The organism is Dactylosporangium sp. NBC_01737, from assembly GCF_035963215.1.
Classification (GTDB): domain Bacteria; phylum Actinomycetota; class Actinomycetes; order Mycobacteriales; family Micromonosporaceae; genus Dactylosporangium.
In genome coordinates this window covers 1607764-1623040 of record NZ_CP109153.1, presented here as the reverse complement: position 1 = coordinate 1623040, position 15277 = coordinate 1607764, and the positions used below count along the sequence as shown (strand labels likewise).

13 protein-coding genes are annotated in these 15277 nt (G+C 68.8%); all 13 read left to right on the top strand.

The window, feature by feature from the left end:
• Window position 1: 1 nt before the first annotated feature.
• The 13 genes from OHA72_RS07010 to nuoN all read left to right on the top strand — a co-directional run bounded on the left by OHA72_RS07010 (window position 2) and on the right by nuoN (window position 15266).
• Window positions 2–673, top strand: coding sequence for a NuoB/complex I 20 kDa subunit family protein (locus OHA72_RS07010; protein WP_203849521.1), 672 nt, complete (start codon window positions 2–4; stop codon window positions 671–673).
• Window positions 670–1368 carry an NADH-quinone oxidoreductase subunit C gene (locus tag OHA72_RS07005; RefSeq protein ID WP_442788526.1) on the top strand — a complete coding sequence of 233 codons (699 nt, stop codon included), beginning with the start codon at window positions 670–672 and terminating at the stop codon, window positions 1366–1368. Before OHA72_RS07010 ends, OHA72_RS07005 begins: the two co-directional genes overlap by 4 nt.
• Window positions 1365–2681: an NADH-quinone oxidoreductase subunit D gene (locus OHA72_RS07000; protein ID WP_327007030.1), complete on the top strand. Its 1317-nt coding sequence runs from the start codon at window positions 1365–1367 to the stop codon at window positions 2679–2681. The genes OHA72_RS07005 and OHA72_RS07000 overlap by 4 nt, the downstream gene beginning before the upstream one ends.
• Entirely contained in the window at window positions 2681–3469 is a 789-nt protein-coding gene (nuoE, locus tag OHA72_RS06995) for an NADH-quinone oxidoreductase subunit NuoE (protein WP_327007029.1), read from the top strand. The genes OHA72_RS07000 and nuoE overlap by 1 nt, the downstream gene beginning before the upstream one ends.
• Window positions 3466–4788, top strand: coding sequence for an NADH-quinone oxidoreductase subunit NuoF (gene nuoF, locus OHA72_RS06990; protein WP_327007028.1), 1323 nt, complete (start codon window positions 3466–3468; stop codon window positions 4786–4788). The genes nuoE and nuoF overlap by 4 nt, the downstream gene beginning before the upstream one ends.
• The gene (locus tag OHA72_RS06985; RefSeq protein WP_327007027.1) at window positions 4788–7247 is read left to right on the top strand and encodes an NADH-quinone oxidoreductase subunit G; all 2460 of its coding nucleotides are present in this window, start codon (window positions 4788–4790) and stop codon (window positions 7245–7247) included. The genes nuoF and OHA72_RS06985 overlap by 1 nt, the downstream gene beginning before the upstream one ends.
• Entirely contained in the window at window positions 7241–8593 is a 1353-nt protein-coding gene (nuoH, locus tag OHA72_RS06980; protein WP_442788700.1) for an NADH-quinone oxidoreductase subunit NuoH, read from the top strand. The genes OHA72_RS06985 and nuoH overlap by 7 nt, the downstream gene beginning before the upstream one ends.
• Window positions 8594–8675: 82 nt before the next feature.
• Window positions 8676–9224, top strand: a complete 549-nt coding sequence (gene nuoI / locus OHA72_RS06975) for an NADH-quinone oxidoreductase subunit NuoI (protein WP_327007025.1) — start codon at window positions 8676–8678, stop codon at window positions 9222–9224.
• Entirely contained in the window at window positions 9221–9994 is a 774-nt protein-coding gene (locus OHA72_RS06970) for an NADH-quinone oxidoreductase subunit J (protein WP_327007024.1), read from the top strand. Before nuoI ends, OHA72_RS06970 begins: the two co-directional genes overlap by 4 nt.
• A complete protein-coding gene (nuoK, locus tag OHA72_RS06965; protein WP_033363255.1) occupies window positions 9991–10290 on the top strand; it encodes an NADH-quinone oxidoreductase subunit NuoK in 300 nt (99 codons plus the stop codon). Before OHA72_RS06970 ends, nuoK begins: the two co-directional genes overlap by 4 nt.
• Before the next feature lie 10 nt (window positions 10291–10300).
• Window positions 10301–12211 (top strand): NADH-quinone oxidoreductase subunit L, encoded by a 1911-nt coding sequence (gene nuoL / locus OHA72_RS06960; protein ID WP_327007023.1) that lies wholly within the window; start codon window positions 10301–10303, stop codon window positions 12209–12211.
• A complete protein-coding gene (locus OHA72_RS06955; RefSeq protein WP_327007022.1) occupies window positions 12208–13737 on the top strand; it encodes an NADH-quinone oxidoreductase subunit M in 1530 nt (509 codons plus the stop codon). Before nuoL ends, OHA72_RS06955 begins: the two co-directional genes overlap by 4 nt.
• A 47-nt stretch (window positions 13738–13784) precedes the next feature.
• Entirely contained in the window at window positions 13785–15266 is a 1482-nt protein-coding gene (nuoN, locus tag OHA72_RS06950; protein WP_327011483.1) for an NADH-quinone oxidoreductase subunit NuoN, read from the top strand.
• Window positions 15267–15277: the final 11 nt, after the last annotated feature.

Sequence of the window (15277 nt, the reverse complement as noted above, 5' to 3'; positions counted from 1 at the left end):
CATGGGCATCGAGGAAAAGGTACCGACCGGCGTTCTGCTGACCACCGTCGAGAAGCTGGTCAACTGGTCGCGCAAGGCCAGCTTCTGGCCCGCCACGTTCGGTCTGGCCTGTTGTGCCATCGAGATGATGGCGACCGGCGCCGCCCGCTATGACCTGGCGCGCTTCGGCATGGAGGTCTTCCGGGCCAGCCCCCGCCAGGCCGACCTGATGATCGTGGCCGGCCGGGTCAGCCAGAAGATGGCCCCGGTCCTGCGCCAGATCTACGACCAGATGCCCGAGCCCCGCTGGGTGCTCTCGATGGGTGTCTGCGCGTCCAGCGGCGGCATGTTCAACAACTACGCGATCGTGCAGGGCGTCGATCACATCGTGCCCGTCGACATGTATCTGCCCGGCTGCCCGCCGCGGCCCGAGATGCTGATCGACGCGATCCTGCGGCTGCACGACAAGGTGATGGCCGAGCCGCTCGGCGACCGGCGCCGCCGCATGATCGAGGCCCGGGTCGAGCGCGACGGTCCGCCGATCGTGGCACCTGGCGCAATGCCGTCGAGCTATCGGTTCGACAAGGCCAAGCGTGCCGAGTGGACCAAGGCCGTCGCTCAGGGCCGCGAGGAGCAGCTGCGCATCCAGAAGTGGATGGAAGAGCGGGCGAACCTGTCCGGAGGAGCGAAGTGACTGACGTAGAACCGGTCGGTGCCGAGCTCGGCGCCCCGGCGCAGCTTCCGCCGTCCAGCGCCGCAGGGCGGGGCATGTTCGGCGTGCAGGGCACCGGCGACACCTCCGGCTTCGGCGGTCTGCGCCGGCGCCGGGAGGTCGAGCTGGACTCCCCGCGCCCGTTCGGCGGGTATTTCGACGAGGTCGTCGACGGGCTCGAGGAGGCCTACCCGGGCTTCAACGACGCGATCGAGCGGGTCGTCGTCGACCGCGGCGAGCTGACGCTGCACATCGTGCCCGAGCGCATTGCCGAGGTCGCGCAGATCATGCGGGACGACCCGGCGCTGCGCTTCGAGCTGCTGTCATCGGTGTCCGGTGTCGACTACCTGGGCTCCGACGGCCGGCGGCTGCACGCCGTCTATCACCTGACCTCGATGACGTTCCGCCGCCGGATCCGGCTGGAGGCGGCGATCACCGCCGAAAACCCGCACCTGCCGAGCGTCACGCAGATCTACCCGACCGCCGACTGGCAGGAGCGGGAGACGTACGACATGTTCGGCATCGTCTTCGACGGCCACCCCAACCTGACCCGCATTCTCATGCCCGACGACTGGGAGGGCTTCCCGCAGCGGAAGGACTACCCGCTCGGCGGCGTGCCGGTCGAGTACAAGGGCGCCGAGATCCCACCGCCGGACCAGCGGAGGAGTTACCAGTGAGCACCGATTACGCCAGCGCCCGGGAGACCACGGAAGGCAAGGTCTTCACCGTCACCGGTGGCGACTGGGACACGGTTGTCAACGAGGCGGGTTCCGAAGAGCGCATCGTCGTCAACATGGGCCCGCAGCACCCGTCGACCCACGGCGTGCTCCGGCTGGTCCTGGAGCTCGAGGGCGAGACGGTCACCGAGGCCCGCACCGTCGTCGGCTATCTGCACACCGGCATCGAGAAGAACCTGGAGTTCCGTAACTGGACCCAGGGGACCACGTTCGTCACCCGCATGGACTACCTGGCGCCGATCTTCAACGAGACCGGCTACTGCATGGCGGTGGAGAAGCTCCTCGGCATCGAGGACCAGATCACGCCCCGCGCCACGACGATCCGTGTGCTGATGATGGAGCTCAACCGGGTCGCGTCGCACCTCGTGTGGCTGGCGACGACCGGCATGGAGCTCGGCGCGCTGTCGATGATGATCTACGGTTTCCGCGAGCGGGAGTACATCCTCGACATCTTCGAGATGATCTCAGGCCTGCGGATGAACATGGCCTACGTGCGCCCGGGCGGCGTCGCGCAGGACGTGCCCGACGAGGCGCTGGCGAAGATTCGCGAGTTCCTCGGCTGGATGCCCGATCGCATCGACATGTATGAAGAGCTGCTCTCGGGCAACACCATCTGGCAGCAGCGCACCCAGGGCGTCGCCGTCCTGGACGTGACAGGCTGCCTGGCGCTGGGCATCACCGGTCCGGTCCTGCGCTCTGCCGGTCTCGGCTGGGACGTCCGCAAGCAGCAGCCGTATCTCGGTTACGAGACCTACGACTTCGAGGTGCCGACCGAGACGACCGCCGACGCGTGGGGCCGCTACAAGGTCCGGCTCAACGAGATGCGCCAGTCGGTGCGGATCATCCAGCAGGCCATGGACCGCCTCGAGCCCGGCCCGATCATGATCGCCGACAAGAAGATCGCGTGGCCGGCGCAGCTCGCGATCGGCGGCGACGGTCTCGGCAACTCCCTCGACCACGTCGCGAAGATCATGGGCCAGTCGATGGAGGCCCTGATCCACCACTTCAAGCTGGTCACCGAGGGCTTCCGGGTGCCGCCCGGCCAGGTGTACGTGCCGATCGAGGCGCCCCGCGGCGAGCTCGGCGTCCACGCGATCTCCGACGGCGGCACCCGCCCCTACCGGGTGCACTACCGGGAGCCCAGCTTCATCAACCTGCAGGCGATTCCGGCGATGGCCGAGGGCGGGCTGCTCGCCGACGTCATCGTGGGCGGCGCCTCGCTCGACCCCGTCATGGGTGGGTGTGATCGTTAATGGCGTTCAGTGAGGTCACGCGCGAACGCGCGCGGCAGATCATCGCGCGGTACCCCGAGGGCCGGTCGCGCTCGGCACTGCTGCCGCTGCTGCACCTGGTGCAGTCGGAGCAGGGTTACGTCTCGCCGGAGGGCATCGCCTTCTGCGCCGAGGTCCTGAACATCACCAAGGCGCAGGTCGGCGCGGTGGCGACGTTCTACACGATGTACAAGCGCAAGCCGACCGGCGACTACCTCGTCAGCGTCTGCACCAACACCATGTGCGGCGTGCTCGGCGGCGACAAGGCCTACGAGGCGCTGCGCGACTACCTGGGCGTCGACCACGACGAGACGACGTCGGACGGCAAGATCACGCTCGAGCACGCCGAGTGCCTCGCCGCCTGCGACTACGCGCCGGTGATGACGGTCAACTACGAGTTCTTCGACCAGATCACCGAGGACAGCGCGCTCACGCTGGTCAAGCAGCTGCAGAACGGTGAGCGTCCGCAGCCGACCCGCGGCACGCGGCTGTGCACGCTCAAGGAGATGGCGGTCCAGCTGGCAGGCTTCGCCGACGACCGGGGCGACGACGTCATCGCCGACGGCCCCGCGGGCGAGCCGACCCTGGCCGGCAACCGGCTCGCGGAGCGGTTCGGCATCGCCGTCCCCGGCTTCGACCCGGAAACGCCGATCACCAAGAAGGCCGAAGAAGCACCGAAGCCGTCCGAGACGTTGCCGAAGGCCGCCTCGGACGGAAAGCCGGCCGGTGACGGCCCGCTGCCTCAAAAGAAAGAGGAGGCGAAGCCGTGACCCTCGACTACCAGCCCTCGCGGGAGTCGCTGTCGAAGCTGACGCCGGTGCTCACCAAGCGCTGGCTTTCGCCCGACGCGTGGAAGATCGACGTCTACGAGCGGCTCGACGGGTACACCGCGCTGCGCAAGGCGTTCAAGGCGCACCCTGACGAGCTGATCCAGCTGGTCAAGGACTCCGGCCTGCGCGGCCGTGGCGGCGCCGGCTTCCCCACCGGCATGAAGTGGGGCTTCATCCCGCAGAACGACGGCAAGCCGCACTACCTCGTGGTCAACGCCGACGAGGGCGAGCCGGGCACCTGCAAGGACCTGCCGCTCATGATGGCCGACCCGCACTCGCTGGTGGAGGGCGTCATCATCGCCTCCTATGCGATCCGGGCCAACTTCGCCGCGATCTACATCCGCGGCGAGGCCGTCCACTCCGCCCGGCGCCTGCGTGCCGCGGTCGAGCAGGCGTACGCCAAGGGGTACCTCGGCAAGAACATCCTCGGCAGCGGCTTCGACCTCGACCTGGTCGTCCACAGTGGAGCGGGTGCCTACATCTGCGGCGAGGAGACGGCGCTGCTGGACTCGCTGGAGGGCTACCGCGGCCAGCCCCGGCTGCGCCCGCCGTTCCCGGCCACGCACGGGCTCTACGCCTCGCCCACGGTCGTCAACAACGTCGAGACGATCGCGAGCGTCCCGTACATCGTGCTCGGTGGCTCGGCCTGGTTCCGCAGCATGGGCACCGAGAAGTCGCCCGGGCCGAAGATCTACTCGATCTCGGGGCGGGTCAACAACCCCGGCCAGTTCGAGTGCGGTCTCGGCGTCACGCTGCGGCAGCTCATCGACCTGGCCGGTGGCATGCAGCCCGGCCATGAGCTGAAGTTCTGGACGCCGGGCGGCTCCTCGACGCCGATGCTCACCGACGAGCACCTCGACGTGCCGCTGGACTTCGAGGGCATGGCGGGCGTCGGCACGATGCTCGGCACGACCGCCGTCCAGGTGTTCTCCAACCAGGACGACATCGTGTACGCCACGTACCGGTGGATCGCGTTCTACCACCACGAGTCGTGCGGCAAGTGCACCCCGTGCCGCGAGGGCAACTACTGGATGGTGCGGATCCTGCACCGCATCCTCGCCGGCCAGGGCACGGTCCTGGATCTGGACACCCTGCTGGACGCCTGCGACAACCTGCTCGGGCGCTCGTTCTGCGCGCTCGGCGACGGCGCGACCAGCCCGGTGACGTCCTCGATCAAGTACTTCAAGCAGGACTACCTGGACTACATCGAGGGCCGCAAGACCCCGATGTTCAAGGGCGAACTGGTAGGAGCCCACTGATGACGGACGTCGTTCCGAAGGTCGACACGGTCAAGCTGACCATCGACGGCATCGAGGTCGAGGCACCCAAGGGCGCCCTCGTCATCCGGGCCGCCGAGCAGATCGGCATCTCCATCCCCCGCTTCTGCGACCACCCGCTGCTGGCTCCCGCCGGCGCGTGCCGCCAGTGCCTGGTCGACGTGGAGGGCCAGCGCAAGCCGGTGGCCTCGTGCACGCAGCCGGTGGCCGAGGGCATGGTGGTCCGCACCCAGGTGACCTCTGAAGTGGCCAAGAAGGCCCAAGAGGGCATCATGGAGTTCCTCCTGATCAACCACCCGCTCGACTGCCCGGTCTGCGACAAGGGCGGCGAGTGTCCCCTGCAGAACCAGGCGATGAGCAACGGCCAGTCCGAGAGCCGGTTCGTCGAGCACAAGCGGGAGTTCCCGAAGCCGCTGCCGATCAGCACCCAGGTGCTGCTCGACCGCGAGCGGTGCGTGCTGTGCCAGCGCTGCACCCGGTTCTCCGACGAGATCGCCGGCGACAAGTTCATCGACCTCATGGAGCGTTCGTCCAACGAGCAGATCGGCGTCTTCCGGGGCAACCCCGAGTCGCCCGAGGACGACGCGCCGTTCAACTCGTACTTCTCGGGCAACACGATCCAGATCTGCCCGGTCGGCGCGCTGACCAGTGCGCAGTACCGCTTCCGCGCCCGGCCGTTCGACCTGGTCTCCACGCCCAACGCGTGCGAGCACTGCGCCGCCGGCTGCGACCAGCGGGCCGACCACCGCCGCGGCAAGGTCATGCGCCGCCTGGCGGGCGACGACCCGGCGGTCAACGAGGAGTGGAACTGCGACAAGGGCCGCTTCGCGTTCCAGTACACCAACGCCACCGACCGCCTGACCAAGCCTCTGGTGCGCGACGGCAAGACCGGTGAGCTGCGCGAGGCGAGCTGGCCGGAGGCCCTGACGGTCGCGGCCGCCGGGCTCGCCGCCGCGAAGGACAACGGCGGCGTCGGCGTCCTGACCGGTGGCCGGCTGACGGTCGAGGACGCGTTCGCGTACTCGAAGTTCGCCAGGGTCGCGCTCGGCACCAACGACATCGACTTCCGGGCCCGGCCGTTGTCGGCGGAGGAGACCGAGTTCCTCGGCTCGTCCGTCGCGGGCCGGGTCGACGTCACGTACGCCGACATCGAGCGTGCCGGCGCGGTCGTCTTCGTCGGGCTGGAGCCCGAGGAGGAGTGCCCGATCATCTTCCTTCGGGCCCGCAAGACGTACCTGAAGCGGGGACTGGCCAGCTACGCGGTCGCCCCGTTCGTCAGCCGCGGGTTCGAGAAGCTCGGCTCGACCGTCATCCTCACCGCGCCCGGCGCCGAGGCGGAGGTGCTCGGCGCGTCCGAGCAGCTGCGCGAGGCGCTGTCGGCCGACGGCGCGATCCTGTTCGTCGGCGAGCGGCTGGCGAGCGTCGAGGGCGGCCTGTCCGCCGCGGCGCGCATCGCCGAGGAGACCGGCGCCAAGCTCGCGTGGGTGCCGCGTCGCGCCGGTGACCGCGGCGCGGTCGAGGCCGGCGCGCTGCCGACCCTGCTGCCCGGCGGCCGCCCGGTCTACGACCCGGCCGCCCGTAGCGAGGTCGCGGCCGCGTGGCAGCTCGACGCGGGCGTCCTGCCCAGCGCCTCGGGCCGCGACGCTGACGCGATCATCGCCGCCGCCAGGGCCGGCCAGCTCGGCGCGCTGCTCGTCGGCGGCGTCGACCCGGCCGACCTGTCCGACCCGCAGGCCGCCGAGCAGGCGCTGGACGCGGTCGGCTTCGTGGTCAGCCTGGAGCTGCGGCTCAGCGCCGTGGCGAAGCGGGCCGACGTGGTCCTGCCGATCGCCCCGGCGGTCGAGAAGACCGGCTCGTACGTCAACTGGGAAGGCCGGGTCCGCCCGTTCGACACGGTGCTCAAGACGGCCGCGATGAGCGACGCCCGCGTCCTGGACGCGCTCGGTCGCGAGCTCGGCCTGGAGCTGGGCGTCGGCGACGTCGCCGCGGCGCGGGCGCAGCTCGCCACGCTCGCGGAGCTGCCGCTGCCCGGGACCGCCACGGCCGGGACCGCCCTGCGCGCCAGCGTGCGGGTCGCGGTGCCCACGGTGGCCGCCGGTTCGGCCGCCTCGCCCACCAGCGGCCAGGCGGTCCTGGCGTCCTGGCACCACCTGCTCGACAGCGGTTCGCTGCAGGACGGCGACGGCCACCTGGCCGGCACCGCGCGCACGCCGGTCGTGCGGATCTCCAAGAGCACCGCCGCCGACCTCGGGGTCGCCGACGGTGACGCGGTGACGGTCGGCACCGGGCGGGGCGCGATCACCCTGCCGGCGCTGGTCACCGACATGGTCGACGGGGTCGTCTGGGTCCCGACGAACTCACCCGGCTCGACCCTGCGCCGCACGCTCGGTGTCGCCGAAGGTGCGCTGGTCGAGATCAGCACTGGGGGTACCAAATCATGATCCTCGCCGAGAACCTCGACCAGTTCGGCAAAGACCCCTGGTGGCTGGTGCTCGCCAAGGTCGTCGTGATCTTCGCGTTCCTGGTCGTCATGACGCTCTTCGCCATCTGGTACGAGCGCAAGGTCGTGGCCCGGATGCAGGTCCGGCCGGGCCCGAACCGCAACGGGCCGTTCGGTCTGCTGCAGTCGCTCGCCGACGGCCTGAAGCTGGCGTTCAAGGAAGACATCATGCCGCGCCTCGCGGACAAGGTCGTCTTCTTCTTCGCGCCGGTGATCTCCACGATCTGCGCGTTCACCGCGTTCTCGGTGATCCCGTTCGGGCCGACGGTGTCGATCTTCGGTACGCACAGCCCGCTGCAGCTCACCGACATCCCGGTGGCCGTGCTGCTGGTGCTGGCCTGCTCGTCGATGGGCATCTACGGCGTCGTGCTCGGCGGCTGGGCCTCCGGCTCGACCTACCCGCTGCTCGGCGGCCTGCGCTCCAGCGCCCAGATGATCTCGTACGAGGTCGCGATGGGCCTGTCGATCGTCTCGGTCTTCCTGGTGGCGGGCACGATGTCGACCTCCCAGATCGTGGAGGGGCAGGCCGGCAACGGCACCGTCGACATCGGCGGCTGGAACGCGGACCTGCCCGCCTGGTACGGCATCCTGCTGCTGCCGAGCTTCCTGATCTACTTCACCGCCGCGGTCGGCGAGACGAACCGGGCGCCGTTCGACCTTCCCGAGGCCGAGTCGGAGCTGGTCGGTGGCTTCCACACCGAGTACTCCTCGCTGAAGTTCGCGCTGTTCTTCCTCGCCGAGTACGTCAACATGGTCACCGTCTCCGGCCTTTGCACGACACTGTTCCTCGGCGGTTGGCGGGCACCGTGGCCGATCTCGCTGTGGGACGGCGCCAACCAGGGCTGGTGGCCGGTCCTGTGGTTCACCATCAAGGTCCTGCTGCTGCTGTTCGTCTTCGTGTGGCTGCGCGGCACGCTGCCCCGCCTGCGCTACGACCAGTTCATGCGGTTCGGCTGGAAGGTCCTGATCCCGGCCAACCTGATCTGGATCCTGTCGCTCGCCGGCATCCTGCTGACGATCGACAGCGACAGCCTCAGCACCGGTGGCAAGATCGGCGTCTCCGTCGCGATCATCGTGGCGGCTCTGGCGCTCGGCTTCGTTGCGATCGCGCTGTCGCGCCGCAACGTCACGGTCGTCGAGATGCCGAAGGCACACCCAGGCGGCCGGGTCGGTGGCGGCAAGGGCTTCCCGCTGCCGCCTATGAACCTCGAGGTGCCGCCGAGCCCGCGGGCCAAGCTTGTGATCGCCGAGCGCGAGCCCGTCTCGACCGGCAAGGAGAACTCATGAGCGGCCAGCGGAGCGGCTCGGGCCGCTCATTGGAATTGCAGCTTGGCTCAGGCCGGCGCCGGAGCGAAGCGGAGGGGTCGGCATGAGTATCGGTGGAACACTCAAGGGGTTCGGGGTCACCTTCTCGCACATGTTCAAGAAGGTGGTCACCGAGGAGTACCCGGAGCAGCGCAAGCCGCCGGCTCCGCGGTATCACGGACGGCACATCCTCAACCGGTGGCCGGACGGCCTGGAGAAGTGCATCGGCTGCGAGCTGTGCGCGTGGGCCTGCCCCGCGGACGCGATCTTCGTCGAGGGCGCCGACAACACCGAGGACGAGCGCTTCTCGCCCGGTGAGCGGTACGCCCAGACGTACCAGATCAACTACGCCCGCTGCATCTTCTGCGGTCTGTGCATCGAGGCCTGCCCGACCCGTTCGCTGACCATGAGCAACGAGTACGAGCTGGCCCGCGACAATCGGCGCGACCTGATCTTCACCAAGGAGATGCTGCTCGCGCCGCTGCTGCCCGGTATGGAGCGCCCGCCGCACGACATGCGTCTCGGCGAGACGGAGAAGGACTACTACGTCGGCGCGCTCGACAACCCCGGCACGTCCGCGGGCGCCGAGCACTACAAGGGGGGTCAGTCGTGAACCTCTCCCTGGAACTGCTGGCCGCCGCCGGTGACGTGAAGGGAGGCGAGGCCGTCACCTTCTGGATCCTCGCCCCGATCGCGGTGCTCGGCGCCATCGGCATGGTCTGGGCGCGCAACGCGGTGCACTCCGCGCTGTTCCTGGTGATCACGATGCTGTGCCTGGGCGTGTTCTACGTCCTGCAGGCCGGCCCGTTCATCGGCATGGTGCAGATCATCGTCTACACCGGCGCCATCATGATGCTGTTCCTGTTCGTGCTGATGCTGGTCGGCCGGGACTCCTCGGACTCGCTGATCGAGACACTGCGCGGCCAGCGGATGGTGGCGATCCTGCTCGGCGTCGGGCTGTCGCTGCTGCTGGGCATCGCCCTGTACCACGCGCTCGGCGACAGCGACCCGAAGGGCCTGACCGAGGCGAACGCCGCCGGCAACGTGACCGGCCTGGCCAAGCTGATCTTCACCAAGTACGTGTGGGTGTTCGAGGTGACCTCGGCGCTGCTGATCACGGCGGCGGTGGGCGCGATGATCCTGGCGCACATCGAGAAGCGCAAGGAAGACAAGATCAGCCAGCCGGAGCGGATGCTCGCCCGGTTCCAGCCGGGCAGCTACCCCGCGCCGAAGCCCGGCCCGGGTGTGTTCTCCACCTCCGACTCGGTGGCGACGCCCGCGCGGCTGCCCGACGGCACGCCGTCGGACCGCAGCATCTCCAAGATCCTCCCGACCCGGGAGTTGACGTCGGCAGACGTCGCACCTAAGGGGACCGAGAAGTGACACCGACGTACTACATCGTCCTGGCGTCGATCCTGTTCACGATCGGCGCGGTGGGTGTACTCATCCGGCGCAACGCGATCGTGCTGTTCATGTGCATCGAGCTGATGCTCAACGCGGCCAACCTCGCGCTGGTCACGTTCAGCCGGATCAACGGCACGCTCGACGGCCAGATCATGGCGTTCTTCGTCATGGTCGTCGCGGCGGCCGAGGTCGTCGTCGGCCTGGCGATCATCATGTCGATCTTCCGGACTCGACGCTCGGCAAGCGTCGACGACGCGAACCTGCTGAAGTACTAGGGAGCGGGTTGTGGAACCAATCGCCTACACGGCGGCGAACGGGTGGCTGGGCACGTTCTGGCTGCTGCCCGCGATCCCGCTGGCCAGCGCGGCAGCGCTGCTGCTGCTCGGCAAGCGCGCCGACCGCTGGGGACACTGGCTCGGCGTGCTCAGCGTCGCCGCGTCCTTCGTGCTGGGGCTGACCTACTTCTTCACGCTCCGCGGGCTGGAGAACCGCAGCGGCGTCGAGCTGAAGCTGTGGGACTACATCGGCGTCGGGGACTTCAAGGTCGACCTGGGTCTGCTGTTCGACCCGCTGTCGGCGATGTTCGTCCTGCTGATCACCGGCGTCGGCTCACTGATCCACCTCTACGCGGTGGGTTACATGGACCACGACCCGGGCCGCCGGAAGTTCTTCGGCTACTTCAACCTGTTCGTCGCGGCGATGCTGTTGCTGGTCCTCGGCAACAACTACGTGATGCTGTACTTCGGCTGGGAGGGCGTCGGCCTCGCGTCCTACCTGCTGATCTCCTTCTGGTATCTGAAGCCCAGCGCGGCGACCGCCGGTAAGAAGGCGTTCCTCATGAACCGCGTCGGTGACGCCGGTTTCGCGATCGCCATCTTCATGATGTTCGCCTACCTCGGCACCGTCGACTACGCCGGCGTCTTCAACGGCGTGCACAAGCTCAGCAGCGGCGTGGTCCTGACCATGGCGCTCCTGCTGCTGCTCGGCGCCGCCGGCAAGTCCGGCCAGTTCCCGCTGCAGGCATGGCTCCCGGACGCCATGGAGGGCCCGACCCCGGTGTCGGCGCTCATCCACGCCGCGACGATGGTCACCGCCGGCGTCTACCTGATCGCCCGCTCGCACCCGATCTTCGACGCCAACTCCACGGCGCAGACGGTCGTCGTCGCGGTCGGCGCGCTGACGCTGCTGATGGGCTGCATCATCGGCGCCGCCAAGGACGACATCAAGCGGGTCCTGGCCTGGTCGACCGTCAGCCAGATCGGCTACATGTTCCTGGGTGTCGGCCTCGGCGGCGCCGCGTACGCGCTCGCCCTGATCCACCTGCTGGCGCACGGCTTCTTCAAGGCCGGCATGTTCCTCGGCGCGGGCTCGGTCATGCACGGCATGCACGACCAGGTCGACATCCGCCGCTTCGGCGGGCTGTGGAAGTACATGAAGATCACCTGGATCACGTTCATGTGCGGCTGGCTGGCCATCATCGGCATCCCGCCGCTGTCGGGCTACTTCTCCAAGGAGCCGATCATCGCCGCGGCGTTCGAGCGCGGCGACTGGACCTCGTGGCTCTTCGGCGGTGCCGCGCTGCTCGGCGCCGGCCTGACCGCGTTCTACATGACGCGGCTGTTCGTGCTCACGTTCCACGGACCGGAGCGCTGGACCGACGACATCCGGCACCCGCACGAGTCGCCGAAGATCATGACGATCCCGCTGATCCTGCTGGCGATCGGCTCGCTCGGCGCCGGTTACCTGCTGTCGACGTCGGTGCCCGAGTGGCTCACGCCGGTCTACGGCAGCGAGCACACCGAGCACGAGCCGGTGCTGAACCACACGCTGATCACAGTGCTGTCAATCGCGGTCACGCTCGCCGGCGCGGGTCTGGCGGCGGCGCTGTTCCGCAACGGCACCGCGCTCGCCGAGGAGCCGGCCGGCGCGCTGGTCACCGCGGCCCGCAAGAACCTCTACACCGACTCGTTCAACGAGGCGGTCTTCGAGGCGCCCGGCCGCTACCTGACGCGGGCCTTGGTCTACCTCGACAACCGCGGCATCGACGGCCTGGTCAACGGCCTCGCCGCGGGGATCGGCGGCGGCTCCGGCCGGCTCCGCCGGGCGCAGACCGGTTTCGTGCGCTCCTATGCCCTGTCCATCCTTGGAGGCGCGGTGCTCGTGGTGGCCGCCATGCTGGCGGTGACGTTCGGATGAGCTCCTTTCCGTATCTGACCGTGCTCACGGTGGCGCCGCTCGTCGGCGCGGCCGGGATCGCGTTCCTGCCCAAGGACAAACCGGAGCTGGCCAAACGCGCCGCCTTCGGCTGGTCGCTGCTGATCCTGGCGCTGACCGTCGGGCTGTGGCTGCAGTTCAAGCCGACCGGCGAGCGGTTCCAGTTCCGCGAGTCCTACACGTGGATCCCGCAGTGGGGCGCCAAGTTCACCTTCGCGGTCGACGGCATCGCCCTGGTCATGATCGCCCTGATCGCGCTGCTGGTGCCGCTGGTCGTGCTCGCGTCCTGGCACGACGCGGACAAGAGCAAGCGGTCGGTGCCGGCGTACTTCGCGCTGCTGCTGGCCCTCGAAGCCACGATGATCGGCGTCTTCGCCGCGCAGGACGTGTTCCTGTTCTACGTGTTCTTCGAGGTCATGCTCGTGCCGATGTACTTCCTCATCGGCTCCTACGGCGGTCACCAGAAGCAGTACGCGGCGGTCAAGTTCTTCCTGTACTCCCTCGTCGGCGGGCTCTTCATGCTCGCCGCGGTGGTCGGGCTGTGGGTCCTCGGCGGTCACACCTTCGACTGGCCGACGCTGCTGTCCGCCGACTTCGGCGTCAACGCCGAGCGCTGGCTGTTCCTCGGCTTCTTCCTCGCCTTCGCGATCAAGGCGCCGTTCTTCCCGTTTCACACCTGGCTGCCCGACGCCGGTGGCGCGGCGCAGGCCGGCTCGGCCGCGCTGCTCGTCGGCGTCATGGACAAGGTCGGCACGTTCGGCATCCTGCGCTACTGCCTGCCGCTGTTCCCCAACGCCTCGAAGCACTTCGCCTGGCTGGGGCTGACGCTCGCGGTGGTCGGCATCGTGTACGGCGCGCTGGTGGCGATCGGCCAGCAGGACCTGAAGCGGCTGGTGTCCTACACGTCGATCGCCCACTTCGGGTTCATCGGCATCGGCATCTTCGCCTTCACCACCCAGGCGGGCACCGGCGCGGTGCTGTACATGGTCAACCACGGCCTCGCGACCGGCCTGCTGTTCCTGGTCGTGGGCATGCTGGTGAGCCGCCGCGGCAGCGCGCTGGTGAGTGACTTCGGCGGCGCCGGCAAGCTCGTGCCGGTCCTGGCCGGCGTGTTCTTCGTCGCCGGTCTCGCCTCGCTCGCCCTGCCCGGCACGTCGCCGTTCGTCTCGGAGTTCCTGGTACTGATCGGCACGTTCACGGTGAACAAGACGGTGGCCGTCATCGCCACTGCTGGCATCATCCTGGCCGCCGGCTACGTGCTCTGGATGATCCAGCGCACCACGCAGGGCACCACGAACCCGAAGCTGCTCGAGATCAAGGCGATGAGCCGGGACCTGTCGCTGCGTGAGGCCGCCGTCGTCACGCCGCTGATCGCGCTGATCATCGTGCTCGGCTTCTACCCGAAGCCGGTCATCGACGTGATCAACCCGGCGATCAAGGCGACGATGACGGACATGCAGGTCACCGACCCGAAAGCCACCGCAGGCACCGTGGAGGCCGGCAAGTGAACGACAAACTCCAACTGCCGAACCTGGATTACGCGGCGCTCTCGCCGATGCTGATCCTGTTCGGGGTCGCGTGCATCGGGGTGCTCGTCGAGGGCTTCGTGCCGCGGCGGCTGCGGCACACCGTGCAGCTGTCCCTGTCGCTGCTCGGCCTCGTCGCCGCGCTGGTGATGGTGATCCGCGAGGGCAACACCGACACGCTCACGGCGCAGACCGCGGTCGCCATCGACGGCCCCGGCATGTTCCTGTCGGCCGCGATCATCGTGCTGGGCATCGTGTCGCTGCTGCTGATCGGTGAGCGGAGCCTGGAGACCGGCGGCGCGTTCGTCGCGCAGGCCGCCGTCACCGCCAACACCGACGCCGACCGCGAGCAGGCCGCGCGCGCCACCGGCGCGACCGAAGTGTTCCCGCTCACGATGTTCGCGCTCGCCGGGATGCTGCTCTTCTGCGCCGCGAACGACCTGCTGGTCATGTTCGTGGCCCTGGAGGTCTTCTCGCTGCCGCTGTACCTGCTGTGCGCGCTCGCCCGCCGTCGGCGGCTGTTGTCGCAGGAGGCCGCGCTCAAGTACTTCCTGCTCGGCTCGTTCGCCTCGGCGTTCTTCGTGTTCGGCATCGCGCTGATCTACGGCTACGCGGGCCAGGTCGACTTCCGGGCGATCAACACCGCGATCGTGGCCTCGGCCAACGACGACATCCTGCTCTATGTCGGCCTGGCGATGCTCGCGGTCGGCCTGCTGTTCAAGGCCGCGGCGGTGCCGTTCCACGTGTGGACCCCGGACGTCTACCAGGGCGCGCCGACGCCGGTCACCGCGCTCATGGCGGCCTGCACCAAGGTCGCCGCGTTCGGCGGTCTGCTGCGGCTGGTCAACGTCGGCTTCCCGCGCACCGAGTGGGCGCTGCAGGACGTGCTCGGCGCGGTGGCGGTCATCACCATGCTCGTCGGCGCGATCCTGGCCGTGACGCAGACCGACATCAAGCGACTGCTGGCCTACTCCTCGATCGCCAACGCCGGCTACCTGCTGGTGGGTGTGCTGGCGATGGACAAGGGCGTGTCCAGCTCGATGTTCTACCTGGTCGCCTACGGCTTCACGGTGCTCGCCGCGTTCGCCGTGGTGACGCTGGTCCGCGACGCCGACGGCGAGGCGACGCACCTGTCACGCTGGGCCGGACTCGGGCGGCGTTCTCCGCTGTACGCGACGCTGTTCACGTTCATCCTGCTCGCCTTCGCCGGTCTACCGCTGACCAGCGGTTTCACCGCGAAGTTCGGCGTGTTCGCGTCCGCGATCGACGCCGATCAGACCTGGCTGGTGATCGCCGGCGTGGTGAGCAGCGCCATTCTGGCCTTCCCCTATCTGCGGGTGGTCGTCATGATGTGGCTGTCGGAGCCGGGCGAGACGACCCCTGCGGTGTCGATCCCGGGCGCGATGACAGCAGCGGCGCTGGTCATCGGGACCGTCGCGACCTTGGTGCTGGGCGTTGCTCCGAGCGTGCTGCTCGAAGCGACGGAGCATGCCGGGAACTTCCTGAAATAGGCCCCGCACGC